General features: G+C 41.4%; 22 protein-coding genes. 20 read left to right on the top strand and 2 right to left on the bottom strand.

Annotated elements, in window-relative coordinates; genetic code table 11:
* Positions 1 to 229: 229 nt before the first annotated feature.
* The 20 genes from ACNO7B_RS16055 (at position 230) to ACNO7B_RS15960 (ending at position 20,193) form a co-directional block, all read left to right on the top strand.
* Positions 230 to 1,405, top strand: a complete 1,176-nt coding sequence (locus ACNO7B_RS16055) for an ATP phosphoribosyltransferase regulatory subunit (protein ID WP_410684387.1) — start codon at positions 230 to 232, stop codon at positions 1,403 to 1,405.
* Complete coding sequence (gene hisG / locus ACNO7B_RS16050) at positions 1,398 to 2,045, top strand: ATP phosphoribosyltransferase (protein ID WP_007500071.1); 648 nt, start codon at positions 1,398 to 1,400, stop codon at positions 2,043 to 2,045. Before ACNO7B_RS16055 ends, hisG begins: the two co-directional genes overlap by 8 nt.
* Positions 2,042 to 3,331, top strand: a complete 1,290-nt coding sequence (hisD, locus tag ACNO7B_RS16045; protein WP_417901697.1) for a histidinol dehydrogenase — start codon at positions 2,042 to 2,044, stop codon at positions 3,329 to 3,331. The genes hisG and hisD overlap by 4 nt, the downstream gene beginning before the upstream one ends.
* Positions 3,328 to 3,912, top strand: a complete 585-nt coding sequence (gene hisB, locus ACNO7B_RS16040) for an imidazoleglycerol-phosphate dehydratase HisB (protein WP_017357901.1) — start codon at positions 3,328 to 3,330, stop codon at positions 3,910 to 3,912. Before hisD ends, hisB begins: the two co-directional genes overlap by 4 nt.
* Positions 3,912 to 4,550 carry an imidazole glycerol phosphate synthase subunit HisH gene (gene hisH, locus ACNO7B_RS16035; protein ID WP_417901696.1) on the top strand — a complete coding sequence of 213 codons (639 nt, stop codon included), beginning with the start codon at positions 3,912 to 3,914 and terminating at the stop codon, positions 4,548 to 4,550. Before hisB ends, hisH begins: the two co-directional genes overlap by 1 nt.
* A complete protein-coding gene (hisA, locus tag ACNO7B_RS16030) occupies positions 4,547 to 5,284 on the top strand; it encodes a 1-(5-phosphoribosyl)-5-[(5-phosphoribosylamino)methylideneamino]imidazole-4-carboxamide isomerase (protein ID WP_417901695.1) in 738 nt (245 codons plus the stop codon). Before hisH ends, hisA begins: the two co-directional genes overlap by 4 nt.
* Positions 5,281 to 6,039, top strand: coding sequence for an imidazole glycerol phosphate synthase subunit HisF (gene hisF / locus ACNO7B_RS16025; RefSeq protein ID WP_417901694.1), 759 nt, complete (start codon positions 5,281 to 5,283; stop codon positions 6,037 to 6,039). The genes hisA and hisF overlap by 4 nt, the downstream gene beginning before the upstream one ends.
* Entirely contained in the window at positions 6,036 to 6,665 is a 630-nt protein-coding gene (hisIE, locus tag ACNO7B_RS16020; protein WP_411230596.1) for a bifunctional phosphoribosyl-AMP cyclohydrolase/phosphoribosyl-ATP diphosphatase HisIE, read from the top strand. The genes hisF and hisIE overlap by 4 nt, the downstream gene beginning before the upstream one ends.
* 130 nt (positions 6,666 to 6,795) lie before the next feature.
* Complete coding sequence (locus ACNO7B_RS16015; RefSeq protein WP_411230597.1) at positions 6,796 to 8,256, top strand: tetratricopeptide repeat protein; 1,461 nt, start codon at positions 6,796 to 6,798, stop codon at positions 8,254 to 8,256.
* Positions 8,257 to 8,620: 364 nt separating this feature from the next.
* The gene (locus ACNO7B_RS16010) at positions 8,621 to 9,994 is read left to right on the top strand and encodes an NlpC/P60 family protein (RefSeq protein WP_171465800.1); all 1,374 of its coding nucleotides are present in this window, start codon (positions 8,621 to 8,623) and stop codon (positions 9,992 to 9,994) included.
* Positions 9,995 to 10,228: 234 nt separating this feature from the next.
* Positions 10,229 to 11,179: a thioredoxin-disulfide reductase gene (gene trxB, locus ACNO7B_RS16005; RefSeq protein ID WP_024719880.1), complete on the top strand. Its 951-nt coding sequence runs from the start codon at positions 10,229 to 10,231 to the stop codon at positions 11,177 to 11,179.
* A gap of 356 nt (positions 11,180 to 11,535) precedes the next feature.
* Entirely contained in the window at positions 11,536 to 12,000 is a 465-nt protein-coding gene (locus ACNO7B_RS16000) for an 8-oxo-dGTP diphosphatase (protein WP_008348133.1), read from the top strand.
* A gap of 39 nt (positions 12,001 to 12,039) precedes the next feature.
* On the top strand, positions 12,040 to 12,927 hold the full coding sequence (rapZ, locus tag ACNO7B_RS15995) for an RNase adapter RapZ (RefSeq protein WP_410684633.1): 888 nt from the start codon (positions 12,040 to 12,042) through the stop codon (positions 12,925 to 12,927).
* Entirely contained in the window at positions 12,928 to 13,887 is a 960-nt protein-coding gene (locus ACNO7B_RS15990; RefSeq protein ID WP_410684394.1) for a gluconeogenesis factor YvcK family protein, read from the top strand.
* Between the two features lie 17 nt (positions 13,888 to 13,904).
* Positions 13,905 to 14,855 (top strand): DNA-binding protein WhiA, encoded by a 951-nt coding sequence (whiA, locus tag ACNO7B_RS15985; protein WP_008348125.1) that lies wholly within the window; start codon positions 13,905 to 13,907, stop codon positions 14,853 to 14,855.
* 26 nt (positions 14,856 to 14,881) lie between these two features.
* Positions 14,882 to 15,139, top strand: a complete 258-nt coding sequence (locus ACNO7B_RS15980; protein ID WP_008348124.1) for an HPr family phosphocarrier protein — start codon at positions 14,882 to 14,884, stop codon at positions 15,137 to 15,139.
* 38 nt (positions 15,140 to 15,177) lie between these two features.
* A complete protein-coding gene (locus ACNO7B_RS15975) occupies positions 15,178 to 15,930 on the top strand; it encodes an arylamine N-acetyltransferase family protein (RefSeq protein WP_410684396.1) in 753 nt (250 codons plus the stop codon).
* 248 nt (positions 15,931 to 16,178) lie between these two features.
* Positions 16,179 to 17,051 carry a MurR/RpiR family transcriptional regulator gene (locus tag ACNO7B_RS15970; RefSeq protein WP_171465798.1) on the top strand — a complete coding sequence of 291 codons (873 nt, stop codon included), beginning with the start codon at positions 16,179 to 16,181 and terminating at the stop codon, positions 17,049 to 17,051.
* 576 nt (positions 17,052 to 17,627) lie between these two features.
* Entirely contained in the window at positions 17,628 to 18,938 is a 1,311-nt protein-coding gene (locus ACNO7B_RS15965; protein WP_411230005.1) for an aminotransferase class V-fold PLP-dependent enzyme, read from the top strand.
* Positions 18,939 to 18,951: 13 nt separating this feature from the next.
* Positions 18,952 to 20,193 (top strand): dicarboxylate/amino acid:cation symporter, encoded by a 1,242-nt coding sequence (locus ACNO7B_RS15960; protein ID WP_136944568.1) that lies wholly within the window; start codon positions 18,952 to 18,954, stop codon positions 20,191 to 20,193.
* A 166-nt stretch (positions 20,194 to 20,359) separates the two neighbouring features.
* On the opposite strand, the gene ACNO7B_RS15955 is transcribed toward ACNO7B_RS15960, so the two are convergent.
* Together ACNO7B_RS15955 and ACNO7B_RS15950 are read right to left on the bottom strand one after the other, a co-directional pair.
* Positions 20,360 to 20,848 (bottom strand): ribonuclease, encoded by a 489-nt coding sequence (locus ACNO7B_RS15955; protein ID WP_394157099.1) that lies wholly within the window; start codon positions 20,846 to 20,848, stop codon positions 20,360 to 20,362.
* 178 nt (positions 20,849 to 21,026) lie between these two features.
* Positions 21,027 to 22,004 (bottom strand): 2-hydroxyacid dehydrogenase, encoded by a 978-nt coding sequence (locus tag ACNO7B_RS15950; RefSeq protein WP_410684400.1) that lies wholly within the window; start codon positions 22,002 to 22,004, stop codon positions 21,027 to 21,029.
* Positions 22,005 to 22,132 lie beyond the last annotated feature (128 nt).

The raw sequence follows: 22,132 nt of genomic DNA, 5'->3' as shown, positions 1-22,132 counted from the left end.
GTAATCTCCTGTGTTATTCAATATTTTTAAGTATTATAGCATGTTCCTAAAGCAAAGAGATCAAAAAGGATTAGGTGTCATTTTAATGTAATATATGAACAAATGATTAAGGAAAAAAAGGGGAAAATAAAAATGATTGATTTAATCACTTTATTTTGTTAGCATATTATCATATTAGCGAACTAAAGGATTCGGAATTTTTTGTTTTAATGTGTTGGAGGTGCGGAACATGTTCATGTTTGAAAAACCATATGGTATGCGAGATTCATTACCAGGATTGTATGAGACGAAGAAAAGAGTTAGGCATTCTTTAACAGAGGTCATGAATGGTTGGGGTTATCGTTTAATGGAAACGCCAACGCTTGAATTTTACGATACAGTCGGTGTTCAATCGGCGATTACAGATACGCAGCTGTTTAAGCTTCTTGATCAAAATGGTCAAACCCTTGTGCTTAGACCTGATATGACGGGACCAATTGCGAGAGTGGCGGCCTCAAAGCTTCACGAACAGGCATATCCGCTTCGAGTCGGTTATGCAGCCAACGTGTTTCGGGCACAGGAAAGAGAAGGCGGAAGACCTTCTGAATTTGAGCAGGTCGGTATTGAATTGATCGGTGATGGTTCGATTAGTGCAGATGCTGAAGTCATAGCGCTTGTCGTGTTTGCATTAAAAAATGCTGGACTTCAATCCTTCAAAATTGCGATCGGTCATGTGGCTTTGGCTGAGACCTTGTTTTTAGATGTACTAGGGAATACAGAGCGGGCCAACGTATTGCGCCGATTTTTATATGAAAAGAATTATGTGGGATACAGGCAGCATGTCAAACAATTGCCGCTCTCATCCATCGATAAAACAAGGCTGCTCCAGCTTTTAGAGCTGCGCGGCGGTCAAGAAGTGACCCAGCAGGCTGAAGAAATTGTGGTGTCACAAGAGGGCAAAGAAGTGCTGGCGGAGTTAAAGGAGCTGTGGGAGACACTTGAAGATTACGGCTGTACAGAATATATCCGTTTGGATTTAAGCATGGTTAGTCATATGAGCTACTATACTGGGATTTTGTTTGAAGTATTTGCAGATCATGTTGGGTCTGTGATCGGAAGTGGAGGAAGGTATGATCAATTGCTTGCTCACTTTGATGCACCCGCACCTGCTACAGGCTTCGGACTTCGATTAGACCGTCTTCTTGAGGCACTCGACGCAAAAGAAATAAATGAGCCCCAAGAGGCTGTGATTTTTAGTAAAGAACAGCGGCTTGAAGCATTTGATTTTGCAGAAAAAGAGCGGACAAAGGGCAAAAGGATTGTTCTCCAAGACTTAGCAGGTATTGAAAATATCGATGCCATGACCAAGGCATTTGAGCAAGTGACTTATTTTATCGGCGCTAGAAAGGAAGAGCAAAATGGGTAAAGTGTTGACAATGGCAATGCCAAAGGGGCGGATATTTGAAGAAGCAGCAGGGCTATTAAGACAGGCTGGATATCAACTGCCGGAGGAATTCGAAGATTCAAGAAAATTAATCATTGATGTACCGGAAGAAAATCTCCGCTTTATTTTAGCGAAGCCAATGGATGTGACGACATATGTAGAGCACGGTGTAGCGGATGTGGGCATTGCAGGCAAAGACGTCATGCTTGAAGAAGCACGGGATGTGTACGAAGTGCTCGATTTAAACATTAGCAAATGTCATTTAGCTGTAGCGGGCTTGCCGGGAGCCAGCTGGGGCGGTGTCGCACCGCGTGTGGCTACAAAGTACCCAAATGTCGCTTCTTCTTATTTTAGAGAACAAGGTGAGCAGGTGGAGATCATTAAGCTAAATGGTTCCATTGAATTAGCACCGCTCATCGGACTTGCCGATCGAATTGTTGACATTGTCTCCACCGGTCAAACACTTAAGGAAAATGGGCTTGTCGAAACGGAACATATTTGTGACATTACGTCACGTTTTATTGTCAATCCCGTGAGCTATCGAATGAAGGATGCGGTAATCGATGAAATGGCGCAGCGTCTGGCAAGAATCATCGAAGGAGAAGGGGAGGAAACATCATGAACATCACCTACATACAAGAAGGTGAGACAGACACTCTCTCACTCAAGCGTTCTCTAGATACAGGAACGGAAGAGCAGCGATTGGCTGTTCAGCGAATAATCGAAGAAGTGAGAAAAAGTGGTGACGAAGCTGTACGGTCTTTCACGAAGCAATTTGACGGTGTCTCTATTGAACAGCCACTTGTGACGGAGGATGAAAAGACAAAAGCCTACGAACGTTTGGACCCGGAGATGATCCAAATCATCAAAACGGCGATCCGGAATATTCGAACATACCACGAGCGTCAGCTAACCTCCTCTTGGTTTTATCACCAAAAGGACGGCTCAATGCTAGGTCAGAAAGTAACGCCGCTTGATGCGGTCGGTGTATATGTCCCAGGCGGAACGGCCGCCTATCCATCATCTGTTTTAATGAATGTGATCCCGGCACTTGTTGCCGGCGTTGAGCGAATTGTCCTTGTGACACCGCCAGGAAATGACGGCCGTCTGTCTGACGCTGTACTAGTAGCAGCGAAGGAGCTGGGCATTTCAGAAATGTACAAAATGGGCGGTGCTCAGGCGATAGCCGCTCTTGCATATGGAACGGACAGTATCCAGCCTGTTGATAAAATCACCGGTCCAGGAAACATTTATGTAGCACTTGCCAAACGGGAAGTATTTGGTCAAGTAGACATTGATATGATTGCGGGCCCAAGTGAAATTGCTGTTTTAGCAGATGAAACGGCAACTGCACATGAGGTGGCAGCTGATTTGCTTTCACAGGCAGAGCATGATGCATTGGCATCTAGTATTTTGGTGACACCATCTAAAGGATTGGCTGAAGCAGTGCAAGCGGAGGTGCAAGCGCAGCTTGATACTTTGCCAAGGAAATCAATTGCAGCACAATCTATTCAAGACCATGGTTATATTTACGTAACAGAATCTTTGGATCGTGCAGTTGATATCGTGAACCAGTTAGCCCCAGAGCATTTAGAAGTGCTGACGGCGTATCCAGAATCACTACTTGGTCAAATCAAGCATGCTGGAGCAATTTTCTTAGGGCGTTACAGCCCAGAGCCGGTAGGGGATTACTTCGCAGGACCGAACCATGTGCTACCAACAAACGGGACGGCAAGATTTTCTAGTCCGCTCAGCGTTACGGATTTCCAAAAGAAAACGAGCATCATTTCATATAGCAAAGAAGCCTTTGAAACACATAGGGAAAGCATTGCAGCTTTTGCAAGGTTAGAAGGGCTTGAAGCACATGCAAGATCGATTGAAGCGAGAAAGCGGGAGGAATCAAAATGAGACAGGCGGAAACAGCGAGACAGACAAATGAAACGAACATTTCGTTAGCGCTAGAGATTGATGGTGAAGGAAAAGCGGATATTCAGACAGATGTCCCTTTTATGACGCACATGCTCGACTTATTCACGAAGCACGGACACTTTAACTTAACTGTAGATGCAAAAGGAGACACAGATGTCGATGATCACCACACAACAGAAGATATTGGCATTGTGCTTGGGCAGATGTTGAAAGAAGCGCTCGGGGATAAGAAAGGAATTAAGCGCTACGGCTCTAGTTTTGTTCCAATGGATGAAACTCTCGCCCAAGTCGTCGTGGATTTAAGTAATCGTCCTCATTTGGAAATGAGAGCGGATTTCCCGAGTCAGAAGGTCGGCACCTTTGATACGGAGCTGGTTCATGAGTTTCTTTGGAAATTTGCCCTTGAAGCACGAATCAATCTGCATGTGATCGTTCACTATGGAACCAATACCCACCATATGATTGAAGCCATTTTTAAAGCGATGGCACGCGCCTTAGATGAAGCAACAACCATTGATCCGCGTGTGAAAGGGATTCCGTCGACAAAGGGGATGCTCTAATGATTGGCGTCATTGACTATGGAATGGGAAATTTGTTTAGCGTATCAAAAGCACTGGAACGAGCAGGAGCGTCTTATATCGTGTCTTCTGAAGCAGAGGAGCTGAAAAAGGCAGATGCGTACATTTTGCCAGGGGTCGGTTCGTTTCGTGATGCGATGCAGCTATTAAGACAGACAGGACTTGAGGCGTTTATCCACCAAGTCGTGCAGGAAGGAAAGCTGTTATTTGGCATTTGCCTTGGCATGCAGTTGTTGTTTGAAGAAAGTGAAGAAGCAGGAAAAACAAAAGGGTTAGGCCTTTTAAAAGGACGTGTCGTTCTTTTGAAGGATCGTGATCAGGATGGACAAAGGCTGAAGGTGCCTCATATGGGCTGGAATGAGCTCACATTTCATCAACCCTCTCCGTTATTTGACGGTGTGACAGAAGGATTTGCATACTTTGTTCACTCTTATTATGTGAGCGGCATGAATCCAGAAGACCTATTGGCAAGTGCGCCCTATGGCGTTCAAGTACCTGCCGTTGTTGGAAAGGGGAATGTGTTTGGAACGCAGTTTCACCCTGAAAAAAGCAGTACAACAGGAATGGCACTGCTCAAACAGTTTATTCAATTAGCAAACGAACAGAGGGTGAGCAAATGAGTGATTTTACATTATATCCAGCAATTGATATGAGAAATGGCAAATGTGTACGACTTGTGCAAGGAGACTATGACCAAGAAACCATTTATGGAGATTCACCGTTAGACATGGCGAGACTGTTTGCAAATGATGGAGCGAAATGGATACATCTCGTTGATTTAGATGGCGCAAAAGCAGGAAAACGCGTGAATCATGAGCATGTGCTGGCGATTGCTTCCTCATTAGATGTGAATGTCCAAATTGGCGGCGGCATTCGGACAGAAGAAGATGTTGCATTTTATTTAAACAATGGCGTATCGAGAGTCATTCTTGGCAGTTCAGCGGTGTCAAACCCGGTTTTTGTGAAAAAAATGTTGGCGCAATATGGGGAGAAAATCGCCATTGGCATTGATGCACGAAACGGTTTTGTATCGACTGAAGGCTGGCTTGAAACGTCGGAAGTGAAGGCGGAGGAACTTGGTCAGGAACTGGCAAAGGAAGGCGCAGAGGTCTTCATTTTCACGGATATTCAAATGGACGGCATGCTGTCTGGTCCAAATGTGGAAAGTACGGTTCGATTAGCAGAAGCAACTGGCAAACAAGTCATTGCCTCAGGTGGTGTCAGTGCAGTAGGTGATCTGCAAAAGCTGTCAGCACAAAAGCAGACAGGTGTGTCTGGTGCAATCATTGGCAAGGCGCTGTACACAAAGCAATTTACTTTAGCAGAAGCGTTTGAAGGGCTTGACAGCATATGATGACAAAACGGATCATTCCATGTCTTGATGTAAAGGAAGGGCGTGTGGTCAAAGGGATCCAATTTCTAGGGTTGAAGGATGCTGGTGATCCGGTCGAATTAGCGCAGATCTATGACGAGGAAGGTGCGGATGAACTCGTCTTTCTTGATATATCTGCCTCTCATGAAGGCCGAAAAACGATGGTGGATGTGGTCAAACAAGTGGCATCCACTCTCGCTATCCCGTTCACGGTGGGCGGCGGGATTAACCACCTTGATGACATGAAGCGTATATTAAGAGCGGGGGCAGACAAGGTGTCTGTGAACACAGCGGCTGTTTTAAGACCGGAGCTAATAACAGAAGGAGCCGACTTTTTTGGTTCACAGTGCATCGTTGTTGCGATTGATGCGAAATACGATGAAGAGAAACAAGCATACATGGTCTATACGCACGGAGGACGCCGTCAAACGGATTTAGAAGTGAGTGACTGGGCGAAAGAAGCCGTGCAAAGAGGAGCAGGCGAGATCTTGCTGACTAGCATGGATGCCGATGGTGAGAAAACGGGCTTTGAGCATCGTTTGACGAAGCTTGTATCAGAAGCAGTCACAGTGCCAGTTATTGCTTCAGGAGGTGCTGGCAATGCGCAGCATATGCTGGAGGCTTTTACAAAAGGTAAAGCTGATGCCGCACTCGCAGCCTCTATTTTCCATTATAAAGAAACCTCTATTCAAGAGGTGAAGACATTTTTGAGAGAACACGGGGTGAAGGTAAGATGAAACAGGCAAACGAATTAACCTTTAATGATGCAGGTCTCATTCCTGCCATTGTACAGGATGCTCAAAGCAAGGAAGTTCTTACTTTGGCGTATATGAATCAAGAATCCTATGAAAAAACATTAGAGACAGGGGAAACATGGTTTTTTAGCCGGTCGAGAAATGAGCTTTGGCACAAAGGAGCCACATCTGGACACACCCAGCGTGTTACATCTATTCGCTATGACTGTGATCAAGATGCCATGCTTGTTCTAGTGACACCAAGCGGCCCAGCCTGCCATACAGGCAGCTATAGCTGTTTTTCAGAAGAGGGCGTGAAACAGCAAAGGGGAGAACAAGACCGCTTTGCCATTTTAAATGAACTGGAACAGGTCATTGCGAAACGGCAGATGGAAATGCCAGAAGGAGCTTATACAACCTATTTATTTGAAAAAGGAGTCGACAAAATCCTGAAAAAGGTAGGGGAAGAAGCTTCTGAAGTCATCATTGCAGCGAAGAACCGTGATCAAGAAGAATTGAAATGGGAAACAGCAGATCTCCTGTATCACCTTCTTGTGTTATTACGTGAACAGCAGCTGCCTCTTGATGATGTATTAAAGGTATTGAAAAAGCGCCATCAAGGGGAATGAAAAGCTGGGGGTACCCCCGGCTTTTTGCTTTTAAATGAAAAACAAATCCTTCCTTTCCTTTTGTTCTATGTGACGACTCATGAAGTATGTTATACTACACACGGTACACTGTTCGAAATGGAGGGTATCGGTGAGTAAATACACTTCTCAAAATAATCACACACAAGTCGTCCAGCTATTCCAAGATGGGCATTACTTTTTTCATAAAGGTCTAAAAGCATATAGAGAAAGAAATCTGTCTAGGGCAAGTAAGCTGATACAGCGGGCCATCGTACTTGAGCCTGAAAATGTAGAAATGCTGTCGCAGCTTGCCATCATTTATACTGAAATGGGTCATTACCAACAATCTAATGAACTGCTTGATTTTATCCTTGAACACTTGGATGAGAACATGTCAGAGTGTCACTACTTTAAAGCCAATAATTATGCGAATCTTGGACTGTTTCAAGAAGCATATAAGTCCGCTACTGCTTATGCTGCGCTGGAAGAAGACGGGGAATTTGCAGATGAAAATGACGATCTCCTCGATCTGCTTGATATGAGTGACGATGTTGATGAAGATTTTCCTTATGATCAGGATGATCTGATTGTAAAGCAGGATCAAGCCAACCATTTGCTAGAAAGCGGCAGGCTGGATGAAGCAATCGAAATGCTGGAACAGATGATTGTTGAGTATCCAGAGTTTTGGTCAGCGTATAATAATCTCGCTTTGGCCTATTTTTATTCTGGCCAAATCGATCAGGCAAAAGAAATGTTGAACCGGGTCCTTCATGAAAATCCCGGTAATCTGCATGCCCTTTGTAATCAGCTTGTTTTCTATCATTATGAAAAAGAAGAAGAAAAGGTCAATTTGTTAGCGAAGCAATTAACGCACGTGTATCCAATATTAAGTGAACAGCGTTATAAGCTTGGCGCGACATTTGCCCTTGTTGGAGAATTTGAATGGGCATTTAAATGGCTTTATTCTTTGTATAAAACAGGTTTCCAGGGTGATAGTACGTTTTTATACTGGCTGGCAAGTGCAGCCTATTATACGGGCCACAAAACGCTGGCGCAAACCGTCTGGGATAAGATGGTGGAAGAAGATATTGATGCAGATGAAATCAAGCCGTGGCAAGACAAACCAGAGGAGTCTGAGCCAATGGTTTCAATTGAGGAACGACTCACTGCCTACTATGTCAGCAAACAAAAAGGTGAACGTGACGTCTTGCAATCTGTTCTTGATTCCCGCGCTGCGAAAACGGCCTTTGAACAGCAGTTTATTGAGTTACTTTTATTTGAAGATCAAATGGAAGAAAGATCGTTTTCAGAAGATGCGATCTTCGCAAAACAGGCGGCATCTGCTTTGGAAGAAGCGGTACAGCCTGATAGCCACATGCCATATTTTTGGTTATTCCATATTATTCAGCAAGCACGCGCTTCAGGCGTAGAGAAGAAAAATGCCATTGCATGGGCAGCAGCTTCTTATTATCTATGGATGAATGAACAAGAAGAATCAGCTGTCAGCAAAAAAGAGATCGCAGCTTCTTTTCAGATCAGCGTTCAAACGCTATCAAAATATGAGAATATTATTTGTGCGTTCATGGTTTGAATAGGTAAATAGATTCAGATAACAGCAGCATGGCCGAAAAGGTCATGCTTTTTTCTTGGATAAAAAGGTGGGATTTGCTAGGATTTGGCGAAGTATGACAATCTCGACATCTATTTGAAACATAAATGTAATAAAAATATTAGCTCATTTTGTCGATGTGTCATGTATAATGAAACTCGTGGATTAAAACAAAGATATATATTTAAATATTTTACTATACATAATGCAACACCTAGTGATAGAAACAATCTGGTCAACATCTGACTGAATCATCAGGAAGAAAGACACAGGAAGCACAGATTGGTCGCAGAGAATTTGCTGCTTTCTCATGTCGCTTGGGAAATTGTCAAAGGAGGAACTATACGTGAAAAAGTTTATTACTTTCGGTTTAGCTTCGGTGATTGGAGCGAGCGGTTTATTTATTCCATTTACTCATGAAGCAAATGCACAGAACTTTGAACAAAAGAAACAAGAACTAGACAGCAAGCAGTCAGAGGTAAACAAGAATCTTCAAAAGAAAAAAGAAGAGCTTTCAAAGCTTGAGGCAAAACAAGAGGCACTTGCGCTAAAGCTAAAAGAAATTGACGAAAAAGCTTTAAAAACAAGTGATCAAATCGAAGAAAAACAAAAAGAAAACGAAAAAACAAAAAAAGAAATCAAAGCACTGAAAAAAGAAATTGCTGATACAGAAAAACGTATCGAAGAAAGAAACGAATTCTTGAAAAAGCGTGTACGTGCGCTTCAAGAAAGCGGTGGTTCTACGAAATACATAGATGTATTACTAGGAGCAAAAAGCTTTAGCGATTTCATCAGCCGTGCAGGTGCTGTATCTACATTAATCAACGCAGACAGCGAAATCATTAAAGAACAAGAAAGAGACAAAGCGGAATTACAAAAGTCTGAAAACGAATTAAACACAAAGCTTGAAGATGTTCAAAAGACGCTTGCAAAACTTGAAACACTTCAAACAGACTTAAATAAACAGCTTGATGAGAAAGACAAGCTATTCAAGCAAGTGAAAAAGCAAAAAGGAAGTGCTTCTTCTCAAATCAGCGAGTTAAACACTGAGGCAAACAGCATTGCATCTGAAAAAGACGCAACAATCGCTGCTCAAAAACAAGCTGAAAAAGAAGCAAGAGAAGCTGCTCAACAAGCAAAAGAAGAAAAAGCACAAAGACAACAGCAACGTCAAGCTAGTGTTCAAGCAGAAGACAACAGCTCTAATAACGACAGCGGTTCTTCTTCAAATAACAGTGGATCTTCAAATAACAATAACAGCAGTTCACCAAGCAAAAAGCCATCTTCTGGCGGTGGATCACCTGTCAGCAATAACGTAGGCGGAATCGAAGGTGCGATCAGCACAGGTTCTACGATTGTAGGACAATCTCCATATAAATGGGGCGGCGGCAGATCACAAGCCGATATTGACGCACGTCGTTTTGACTGTTCTTCATTCGTTCGCTGGGCATTTGCATCAGCAGGCATCAACCTTGGACCAGTTGGCGGTACAACAACAGATACGCTTGTAGGTAAAGGAAGAGCTGTAAGTGCATCTGACATGAAACGTGGAGACCTTGTGTTCTTTGATACGTACAAAGTAAATGGCCACGTTGGTATTTACTTAGGAAACGGTACATTCTTGAACGATAACAGCTCTCGCGGTGTTTCAGTTGACTCTATGAGCAACGTTTACTGGAAAAAAGCATTCAAAGGCGTTGTAAGAAGAGTCGTTGAATAAATCATTACTTACTATATAACCGTAAACAGGCTTCCTTAAACAGCAGTTTAAGGAAGCTTTTTCTTTTTTTGAAGATATGAGCAAATGATTCGCTTATTATCCGCAGATTTAATAGGATATGGGTAAGGAATAAAAGCTAAGAGTGGAAATGATGCTCTCTGTCATGAATGGAAGCATCACCCAAGGGCATTCTAATAAGAAATGCTAGCAGCAATTGAAGAGGGAGTGACAGTTGTGTCAGAAGAAAAAATCTACGATACGATCATCATTGGAGCGGGTCCTGCCGGAATGACAGCCGCTGTTTATACATCACGGGGAAATCTTTCAACACTGATGATTGAAAGAGGAATTCCAGGCGGCCAAATGGCGAATACGGAAGATGTCGAGAACTATCCGGGCTTTGAAAGCATCTTAGGACCGGAACTTTCAAATAAAATGTTTGAGCATGCAAAAAAATTCGGTGCCGAGTATGCGTATGGAGATATTAAAGAAATTGTAGATGGTGAAGAGTACAAAATCGTCAAAGCTGGTTCAAAAGAATACAAAGGACGCTCTGTCATTATTGCGGCAGGTGCTGAATACAAAAAAATCGGTGCACCAGGCGAAAAAGAACTTGGCGGCCGCGGCGTATCATACTGCGCTGTATGTGACGGTGCCTTCTTTAAAAACAAAGAGCTTGTCGTGATTGGCGGAGGAGACTCAGCAGTAGAAGAGGGTGTTTACCTCACTCGCTTTGCATCTAAAGTCACAATTGTCCATAGACGCGACAAACTTCGTGCCCAAAGCATCTTACAAGCACGTGCATTTGATAATGAAAAAATCGACTTTATGTGGAACAAAACCGTCAAAGAAATCAATGAAGAGAACGGGAAAGTCGGCAGTGTGACATTAATTGATACCGTGACAGGTGAGGAAGAAGACTTCAAAACAGATGGCGTCTTTATCTACATCGGTATGCTGCCGCTGTCTAAACCATTTGAAAATCTGGGGATTACAAATGCAGAGGGCTACATTGAGACTAATGAAAGAATGGAAACAAAAGTTGAAGGAATCTTCGCAGCTGGAGACATTCGTGAGAAAACACTTCGTCAAATCGTCACAGCAACAGGTGATGGAAGTATTGCAGCACAGAGTGCACAGCATTATGTAGAAGAGCTTGCTGAAAAGCTAAAAGCAATGAAATAAACAGATGTCGTAAATCCTTAATATTGCGTCACGGGCTTTTAACTGGAATGTAACACGGGTGAAACAATTATCCGTTATGATGAAACTAGTAATTGACCCCCTTTTATAAGGAATACATGTTTGGCACGGATGTGAATCCGTGTCCTTTTTTTGCTTAAAATCAGAAATTCACGAGATGTTCACAAATGACGCATGGAGAACCGTTAGATGTTGTAAAATAAAGAATAGAGAAAGTGCCCGTCACCATATTCATACGGAAACCTGTCTGTTTTCAGTGAAGAACGGGCATGTTCATTGTGGGAGTCATGATGAACCTGTATAATAAGAAAAAGACATAAAAGAGTAGGTGACAGCTGATGCAACGAGTAACCAATTGTGTGCTGCATCACGAAGATCAAGTTCTCTTGCTGCAAAAGCCAAGACGAGGCTGGTGGGTAGCACCTGGCGGCAAAATGGAGAGCGGAGAATCGGTCAAGGATTCAGTCGTTCGAGAATTTAGAGAAGAAACAGGCATTTATATTTTAAATCCGCAGCTAAAAGGCGTGTTTACCTTTATCATAAAAGAAGGCGATCAAATCGTTCAAGAGTGGATGATGTTCACCTTTATGGCAGATTCCTTTACAGGAAAAAACGTATCAGAGTCGGAGGAAGGCATTTTAAAATGGCATGATGTAAAAGATGTGCCTAGCTTGCCGATGGCTCCAGGAGATTCCCATATTCTTGACTTCATGTTGAAGGGGAAAGGACTTCTCCACGGCACTTTTACGTATACACCAGATTTTGAGCTGATTGCTTATCGATTAGATCCTCAAGGAGACTAATAAATGAACCGTTTTCATAAAGAAGGAGAGGGAGCAGGCATGAATACGCACAAACAAGATGATATTCAGCTTGTGATTATTACAGGGATGTCAGGTGCGGGGAAAACCGTTGCCATCCAAAGCTTTGAAGACTTAGGTTACTTTTGTGTGGATAACTTACCGCCATCACTTTTACCGAAGTTTCTAGAGCTCATGAAGGAATCCAATTCAAAGATGAGCAAGGTGGCCCTTGTGATGGATTTGCGCGGACGCGAATTCTTTGATAGCTTAATTGCTGCCTTAGATGAGATGAGTGATATCGGCTGGATCACACCAAGGATTCTATTTTTAGATGCAAACGATAAGGTGCTTGTCTCAAGATATAAAGAAACGAGACGTTCGCATCCTCTTGCGACAACAGGTTTGCCGCTCGAAGGAATCGCGATGGAACGCGATCTGTTAGAAGAGTTAAAAGGCCGAGCTCAAATGATTTTTGATACATCGGATTTGAAACCGAAACAGCTTCGAGAAAAGATTGTCACACACTTTGCTACGAATCAGGGGCAAGTGTTTACAGTGAATGTGATGTCATTTGGCTTTAAGTACGGCTTGCCAATTGATGCTGATCTTGTATTTGATGTGAGATTTCTGCCGAATCCTTACTATATTGAGAGCATGCGTCCACAGACTGGAAATGATGAAGAAGTACGCTCCTATGTCATGAAGTGGAGTGAAACGCAAAAGTTCACAGAGAAATTAATCGACCTTCTCAGCTTTATGCTTCCGTCCTATAAACGAGAAGGGAAAAGTCAGCTGGTGATCGCTATTGGCTGTACAGGTGGACAGCACCGATCAGTGACGCTAGCGAACTACTTATCGGAGTATTTTAAAAATGACTACTATACTCATGTCACTCACCGGGACATTGAAAAGAGAAGCAGAAAATAGATGACGACACTTCCAAAGGTGGTCATTCTTGGCGGGGGCACTGGCTTATCTGTTTTGCTCAGAGGGCTAAAAACAAAGCCAGTGGATATTACCGCTATTGTAACGGTTGCTGATGATGGAGGCAGCTCAGGCAGACTGCGACATGATTTGAATATTCCGCCTCCAGGCGATATTCGGAATGTCCTTGCGGCACTTTCTGATGTCGAACCGCTTGTAGAAGATTTATTTCAGCACCGTTTTAATAAAGGGAATGACTTAACAGGCCACTCTCTCGGCAACCTCATTCTTGCGGCTATGACGAATATAACCGGTGATTTTTTTCATGCCGTCACAGAAATGAGTAAGGTCTTAAATGTGAGAGGAAAAGTATTGCCAGCAGCGAATTCAAGTGTTGTTCTTCATGCTGAATTAGAAAATGGGCAAGTGGTAACAGGAGAATCAAAAATCCCAACCTATGGTGAGCGAATTAAACGAGTGTTTCTCACACCCGATACGATTGAGCCGCTCCCAGAATCGATTCAAGTCATTCGTGAAGCCGACTTGATCGTCCTTGGACCTGGTAGCTTGTATACAAGTATCTTGCCAAACTTGCTTGTACCGCATATTGGCGAAGAAGTGATTCGTTCTAAGGCGAAAAAAGTCTATATTTGCAATGTCATGACGCAGCCGGGGGAAACGCTTTCCTACAGTGCAGCTGATCATGTGCAGGCACTAAACGATCATATGGACCGACCATTTATCGATACGATATTTGTGAACAATAAAGAAATTCCAGAAGAAATCAAAGCAAAATATGCAGAAGAACAGGCGCAGCCTGTACAATTCGACACAGATGTACTCAAAACTATGGGACTAGAAGTCATCCCTGGGGAAATCATTACATATGACCAGCATGTGATTCGTCATGATACGTTGAAAGTAGCTGCGCTGCTTGTCGATTTGCTGCATCAGAAAAAATAGGAATGGGGGTGGCAAGGATGTCATTTGCATCCGAAACAAAAAAAGAGCTGACAAATCTGGAAGTGAAGGACTGCTGCACAAAAGCAGAGCTTTCTGCCCTCATCCGTATGAACGGTTCATTATCTTTTTCTAATCGAAAATTGATTTTAGATATACAGACAGAGAACGCAGCCATTGCAAGACGTATTTATACCCTTTTGAAAAAGAAATACGATGTGACTGTCGAGCTGCTCGTTCGTAAAAAAATGAGATTAAAAAAGAATAATGTGTATATTGTCAGACTGGTAGAACGAGCGAAAACCATTTTAGAGGACCTAAAGATATTAGGAGAACAATTTGTATTTGAACGCAACATTTCAGAAGAACTTGTGAAGAAAAGATGCTGCAAACGTTCCTATATGAGAGGTGCTTTTTTAGCAGGAGGTTCTGTGAATAATCCAGAAACCTCTTCGTATCACCTTGAGATTTTTTCACTATACAAAGAACATAATGATGCACTTTGTGAGCTCATGAATCAATTCCATCTTAATAGTAAAACACTTGAACGCAAAAAAGGCTTTATCACATACATGAAGGAAGCGGAGAAAATTACGGAATTCTTAAGTGTTGTGGGTGCTCATAACTCATTGCTTCGTTTTGAAGACGTGCGCATCGTCCGAGATATGAGGAATTCAGTGAACCGGCTCGTCAATTGTGAAACAGCAAACTTGAATAAAACGATCGGTGCCTCACTGCGCCAGGTTGAAAATATTCAATTCATTGACGAAAAGATTGGACTAGACGCCCTGCCAGATAAGCTGCGTGAAATTGCGCAACTGCGTATTGACTACCAAGAAGTCACATTAAAGGAACTTGGCGAAATGGTGGAAAGCGGCAAGATCAGCAAATCAGGCATTAATCACCGTTTAAGAAAGCTAGATCAAATTGCAGAACAATTAAGAAACGGACAAGCTGTTACACTCAAATAGGGAAATAAAAAAGGGAGGCAGATCATATGGTGGAAAAAACGGTCACAATTCAGCTGAAAACGGGTTTGCAGGCACGTCCGGCTGCTTTGTTCGTTCAAGAAGCCAATCGTTTTGGTGCTGATATTTTTCTAGAGAAAGATGGAAAAAAGGTCAATGCGAAGAGTATTATGGGACTGATGAGTCTTGCGATCAGCTCTGGGGTCACCGTCAAACTAATAGCTGATGGAGCAGATGAACAAGAAGCCATCGATGCGTTAACGGATTTTATCAATCAAGAAAACTGAGTCTCTTCAAGGGCTCAGTTTTTTTAGGAGGGAAAGTTGTGATTCAATCAGCCTTTTTACAGAAAATTGGATGCGAAGCCGCGTCTATTACGTTTGATCAATTGCCAGATTTACTAAGGAAGATGGCTTATACCTTTCCTTTTGAAAATAGATCTGTGGTGGGTAAACACGCCTATGCTTTGGATCAAGAAGGTTTGAAGCATCATCTTCTGGAAGGCAGCAGAGGTGGTCTTTGCTATGACCTCAATCCGCTCTTATATTATGTCTTAAAAGAGGCGGGTCTCGCTGTACAGCTCGTTCAAGGGACCGTATATAACAAAGAAGCGGAGAAGTGGGCACTGGATGGGACGCATGTAGCCATCGTCCTTCAACATCACCATGAGCGCTACCTCATTGATGCAGGATTTGGTGTGAATTTACCCCTTCAGCCCGTCCCTTTTACAGGTGAATGGGTGGAAGCACCGTCCCTTCGTTTTCGCGTGAACGCAGAGGAAACAGAAAAAGGAACCCATCTACTCCAATTGGATAGGGGAGCGGGTGCTGAAACAGGTTATGCTTTTACATTGAAAGAAGTAGGTGAAGATACACTTGTGCAATTGCGGCATGAGATTTATGAAAATGAAGCCTCTCCTTTTAACAAAAGACCGCTTGCATCCAAACTGACACCAACAGGTCGTGTGATCGTGACAGAGGATCATGTCACGATACATGAACAGGAAGAAGTATCGAAAAACTTGCTTCCTCAACCTTTTGAAGTATATGTACAAACACATCTTGCGCCTAAATCATAGAGACAGTTTGCTTGAATGGTTGTCTTTGCGGATAGGCAAACACTTGTACCCACTGTCGCACTCACGAATGTTAAATGTGCACCCCGGCTTCCCTAGCTGAATCGCTCATCCCCCTTTAGGCGTATGACTCACCGCTCATAATTGCTGTCAAAAAAGCCGGGGTTAGTATCGTACTTTATCAAGTGCTTTTCATCATTCTATTCCCCTAATATAATGAATCAATATAAGTGAACATGGAGGGATGCCAAATGGATGTATCGCAAAAATCGTTGAAAACAATGATAAGCAACACTAAACTAACAAAAAAGGAAGAAGAAATAGCGGAATACATTTTAAATAATGTAAGAGAAGCATGTCTTGTTACTTCAATAGAACTAGCTCATAGATTAAAAGTGAGTAATGCTACAGTTGTTCGATTCCCGAAAAAGTTAGGCTTTTCTGGATATAGTGACTTTCAAAAATATCTTAGAGAACAGTACTATGACAAAAGCTTAGCCATTTCTGATGATGTGACCATTCCCTCTGAAAGATTAAAATTAAGTTATGATAAAGTGATACAGTCAGATTTACTGAATGACAATTTAAAAATTCTTGAAAAAAATATATATTCTATTTCAGAGAAAAATTCACCTGAAGAGTTTAACAAGGCAATCAATTATATCATTGACGCTAGAAGAGTTTATATTTTAGGTAGTAGAGCTAGAACTGGGTTAACCGAAATAATGGGTGTTTTCCTAAATCAGATCATTGATCATGTAGTGATTAATAGTCAACAATCGTTTACTCCGTTTGATTCCTTAGCTTCATGTAGTCAGGATGATTGTGTCCTTATTTTTTCATTCCCAAGATACTCGGAAGTAGACTTTGCAGCAGCCAAAATGGCAAAAGAAATCAATGCGAAAGTTGTCATCATTACTGATAAAGCCACAGCACCTATAGCACATTTTGCTGATGTCCTACTTTTAGTTTCAGTGGATAGTAATGCATTCTTCAATTCTTACACACCTGTATTATTTTTAGCTGAGTTAATATGTACACATGTCAGTCGAGCGACAGTCGCTCATAGTGAGGAAAAATTAGAAAGAATTAATAAACATATTAGCCAGTTTGGTATGTATTAATAAAAAGTATAGTTGATATAAATATGATCTGATCTTTGCAGGTGTATTTGAATTCTTTAAGGGAGGTCAAGCTTGTATTACTACAATCATGTATGACTCCAATAAAGTAAATTCGCAAAAAACGACCCACCAGTTTTTCTAATTGGTGGGTTATTGTTTGTTTACTTTACATGACTAATGGAGAAATTCTGAGAAACTGTGCATGTGTTGAGAAGATAAAAAATGGAACAAGACTAGGAAATGATAAACTTATATTTTTTGAAAATTTCAAAAAAATATTGTTATTAACAAAATGTATATGATAAAATCGAAATGAAATAAATTCTTCATATTTTTTTAAAAAAGAATAAATGAAAACGTTTGCTTGTGTGACTGGCTCTTCATGCTGATTTCTATAAAGTGTATTAATTCAAGTAATTTGGAAGAAATGTTTAGTATGAAAAAAACCGTCATGTTTTTTAACAAGATAACTGACAGAAAAAGAAGCTTATATCATCATAATTATGAAGAAAATTATTCATTAATATTATTTTGAAGAATTTCAAAAAACATTTTCTGTGTTGTAGAGGAGGAAGTATGTTGAATGATTATAAAGTAGGGAAATTAATGGATCAGCAGCTATTAAAGGAATTACGTGAAAAATTTTCGTTTCTATCCTTTGACCCAGACTATGGGGAAAGACTTTTTTTTGATAATTCAGGAGGCTCTTTAAGGTTAAAGGAAGCCATTAAGGTGAAAGAAAAGATTGATTTGTTACCGGATTGTCCAGAAAGGTACCATCAAAGAGCAACAGATCTGAATGATATGATGGACAAATGTAAGAATGATGTATTGAGTGTCATGTTCGGAGATGAGTCAGGTTCTTTAATAACAGATTTAACAGCTTCTCAAGCAATGTTTAAAATGGTCTCAACTATTATTGAAAATGTTGAGGGAACGAATGCCGTCACGACTAATATTGAACATCCTTCTGCGTATGACTCATTAGAATTTTACTGTCAAAAGAACAATAAAGAATTTAGAGTTGCTCAAGCAAATGTGAATACAGGCTTTGTTGATCCCGAAGCGATCGCTGATAAAATTGACGAGAATACGATTTTGTTAAGCGTCATTGCTTCCAGTAATATTTCAGGAAATATCATGGATCTTGAAGGTATAATAAAAGCTGCTAGAAAGAAAAAACCAGATTTATATATTATTGTTGATGCAGTCCAGCATATGCCGCATGGGACTCTTCATGTAGAAAAGCTTGGTATAGATGGAGCAAACTTTGCACCATATAAATTTATGGCGTCAAGAGGTATTGGATTCGCCTATGTTTCAGACAGATTATCGAAACTTCCACATCAAAAATTAATAGCAAAGGATGATCGTGAATGGGAACTCGGTTCACCAACACCTTCGCTATTTGCATCTATGTCAGCTGTTATCGACTATGTATGCTGGTTGGGTTCGTATGACAGTATTGGAGAAATGTCTAGAAGAGAGAAGTATCTAAAGGGTATGAAAAAAATAGTTCTTCACGAAAGAGCACTACTCCATAGACTTCTTGAAGGCAGTGATCAGATCGAGGGATTGAGATATATGAAGAACGTAAAAGTTTTTGCGGATGACCCTGATTTAACGAAAAGAGATCTCATCGTTGCGATGGGAATTCAAGGGATAGATGATGAACAACTAAGAAAGGACTATCAAGATCGAGGCATTACCGTTTATGAACGAGTGAATACTAGTGTCTACTCAAAACGTATACTCGAAGCCATTGGATTAACTGGTGCGATAAGGGTTTCACCGTTCCATTGTCATACAGAAGAGGACATCGATCAATTTTTATTTGTAACCAAAGAGTTATCTGAAACGAAGAGAATGAGCAAACTCATCAACTAGGGGGGAACTACTAATGAAGAAATTAGGTCTCGGTACAAAAGTATTTATTGGGTTTGTCATCGGTATATTGCTAGGTTTAATCTTTAAAGAAAAAATATTAATCATTAAACCTATTGGGGATATATTCTTAACACTCATTAAAATGATCGTGGTTCCGCTCATTTTTTTCTCCATCACTTCTGGAATCTTTAGTATTGGTGATGTTCAAAAATTAAAGAAAATCGGAACAAAGACGCTGATTTATTATATTGGAACGACTTTAATAGCAGGTGGAATCGGTCTTTTGGTTGCGCATATATTTAAACCGGGGAATGGAATTGATATTGATAGTATCAAGACATCGTCTGAATATAAAGCTGCCAATATTCCTACTTTTGGAGAGACGATATTAGGTCTATTTCCATCAAATCCTGTTCAGGCTCTAGCAGAAGGAAATCTCATGCAAATTATCATTTTTTCTATTTTCTTGGGGATATCCATCGTTTTAATAGGAAACAAATCAGTCACCCTTAGACATTTTTTTGAAGAAGGTACACAGGTAATGTATAAAATGACAGGAATCATCATGGCATTTTCACCTATAGGTGTGGCTGCTTTAATGGCTTGTACGATTGGGGAATACGGTTTGAAAATATTTGGGCCTTTGGGCAAATTTATTTTAGTTGATTATATCGGTTTGATTTCTGTCATCATTTTGATGTACTTGTTTATGTTAAAATTCATAGCGAAAATTCCCTTATCCAAGTTCTTTAAGTCAATCGGTAAAATTTGGGTAGTGACTGCGAGTACGACAAGCAGTTCTGGAACATTACCTGTTACTATTTCTGTGACGAAAGAAGATTTTAAGGTGAAAGAGGAACTAGCGCAATTTACCCTTCCTATTGGAGCAACGATGAACATGAATGGTGCCGTTGTGTATTACTCTGCTGCCATCATATTTGTCTCCCAAATATATGGGATTGACATGCCAATTAGCCAGCAATTACTAGTCATATTAATGACAACTTTAATATCAGTTGGATCGCCCGGCATTCCTGGAGGTGGTATCGTTATGACCATTATGCTGTTAACTACATTAGGACTCCCTATGGAGATAGTTGGAATGATTGCAGGGATCTATAGAATCATCGATATGGGACACACCTCACTTAACGTGACAGGTGACGTAGTCAGTACACTGTGTATTGCGCGTAGTGAAAATATGATTGAAGATGAACAACTAAATGTGAATAAAATAAACGATATAAAATATTAAAAGAGTTGATGTAAAGGTATAATTAACTTAATATTCTGTCTATTATAAATAACATGATTGCCTAGTGATAAATCTCATGTAGCAATATCAATTGACACAACGTTTGCAGCCCGCAAGCAAACATTATAAAAAAGACAGCTCATCAAAGGGCTGTCTTTTTCATTGATTAACGAATCCTCGTAAATGTCGCATAGTGATCGGTTGTTTTATAAATGAGCCAGTCACTTGAGTATACTAGGCGGTCAGCATTACGGAAGCCGGAGACGTAGTTGATGTCGGCTTCACGCCATGTACGGCCACTAGCGGATGGAAGGCGTCCCTCCCGATTAGAGAATACGTCTCCACCGATGCTTTTGCCCGGCGCGACTTCAGCTAAATTTCCTTTTGATGCCACCCATCCGAGGGCGCTCGCTTGTGATTTGGTGATGTAATTATCAGGTAGTCTTTTATAGCGGATTAAGTAATCTGCTACACCATCAAAGGTATTAATGACGGCAAGGGTACGAAGGTCTGGTGCAAGCTGTACGGAAGCAGTCTCATTTGTGGCTGTGGATGTAAGTGGTGTTTCTGCATGGACTTGCTGCGGGATAAATCCAGAAAACAGAATGGCAGCAATCAGAGCGAACAGAGTAAAAATCGAACTTATTTTTTTCATCTTGATCCTCCTCAAAAGGAAATGGGATGCTGTCCTCTTGATGCTTGTCTACCTCATATTATAGCACCGGCATATGAAGAGAATGTAAAGAATCAGGAGATTGGTGAAAATGAGGCTTTTTGACCTACTGTCTCTAGATGACGTAAACAAAAAGACGCAGTTCCCTGCGCCTTTTCAATTAAGATGAGGCAAGCTCCTTCACAATATCAACAGAGGCTTTGCCGTCAATTCCATGAATCACATTATGAATGGCTCGTTTCAGCATAAGATCTCTTGTTGTTTCAGTAGCGGAACCAATATGCGGGGCAAGTGTGACATTGTCCATCTCTTTGAAAGGATGATTTTCCTGAAGCGGTTCTTGGTCATACACATCCAGACCAGCTCCTTTAATCCACCCTTCCTGCAGTGCTTGAATGAGGCTTTTCTCATCGACGGTTTTTCCGCGGGAGATGTTCACGAATAAAGCTGTCGGCTTCATTAATTTCAATTCCCGCTCTCCTATCATATGGTACGTCTCACTCGTCAGTGGTGTGATTAACACAATGATATCAGCTTGCTTCAGCAAGTCATCCAGTGCGCAATATACAGCGCCGTAGGCCGATTCGGCTTTCTCGTTCCGGCTCCGGTTGTGATAGAGGACGTTCATATCAAAACCATGAGCGGCTCGTTTGGCTACTTGCTCACCGATTCGTCCCATTCCAATGATCCCAAGCGTTTGATGATGGACATCAATGCCGAATATATCTTCCTCTTGAACAAATTTTGTCCATTCTCCCTTGCGGATAAAACGATCAAGCTCGGCAATTCTCCTCGCAGAAGAGAGAATGAGTGAAAAGGCAAGATCAGCAACGGTATGATCGAGTGTATAAGGCGTGTGCGTACCAATCACGCCTCTTTGTCTCATGGCTTCTAGATCAAAATTGTCATAGCCGACTGAATTATTGCTCACCACCTTGAGATGGGGTGCATGATCTAATAAATCTTGATCAATTTTCGTACCAGATGTTAAAAGGCCATCAGCCTTCTGCAGCTTCTCAAATAACAGATCTCTTGGGATCGGATCCTTTGACTGCCATACCTCATATGTACAATGTTCTTTTAACATGTCTTCAAAAGAGGCAGGTAAGGGTTTGGCGACAAAAATATGTGGTTTCATCATCAACTCGCTCCTTTCACATGGTCATCTTTCTCTTTTTATTATAAAGCAACCATTTTGGCAGTACACGTTTGAATATGAGCTGCTCAATATTTAATATACTGAAATAACGGAAAAGAAGAGATTTT

The organism is Bacillus sp. AK25 (genome assembly GCF_048270685.1).
GTDB classification, from domain to species: domain Bacteria; phylum Bacillota; class Bacilli; order Bacillales; family Bacillaceae; genus Bacillus; species Bacillus altitudinis.
This window is presented reverse-complemented; position numbering and strand designations above follow the sequence as displayed.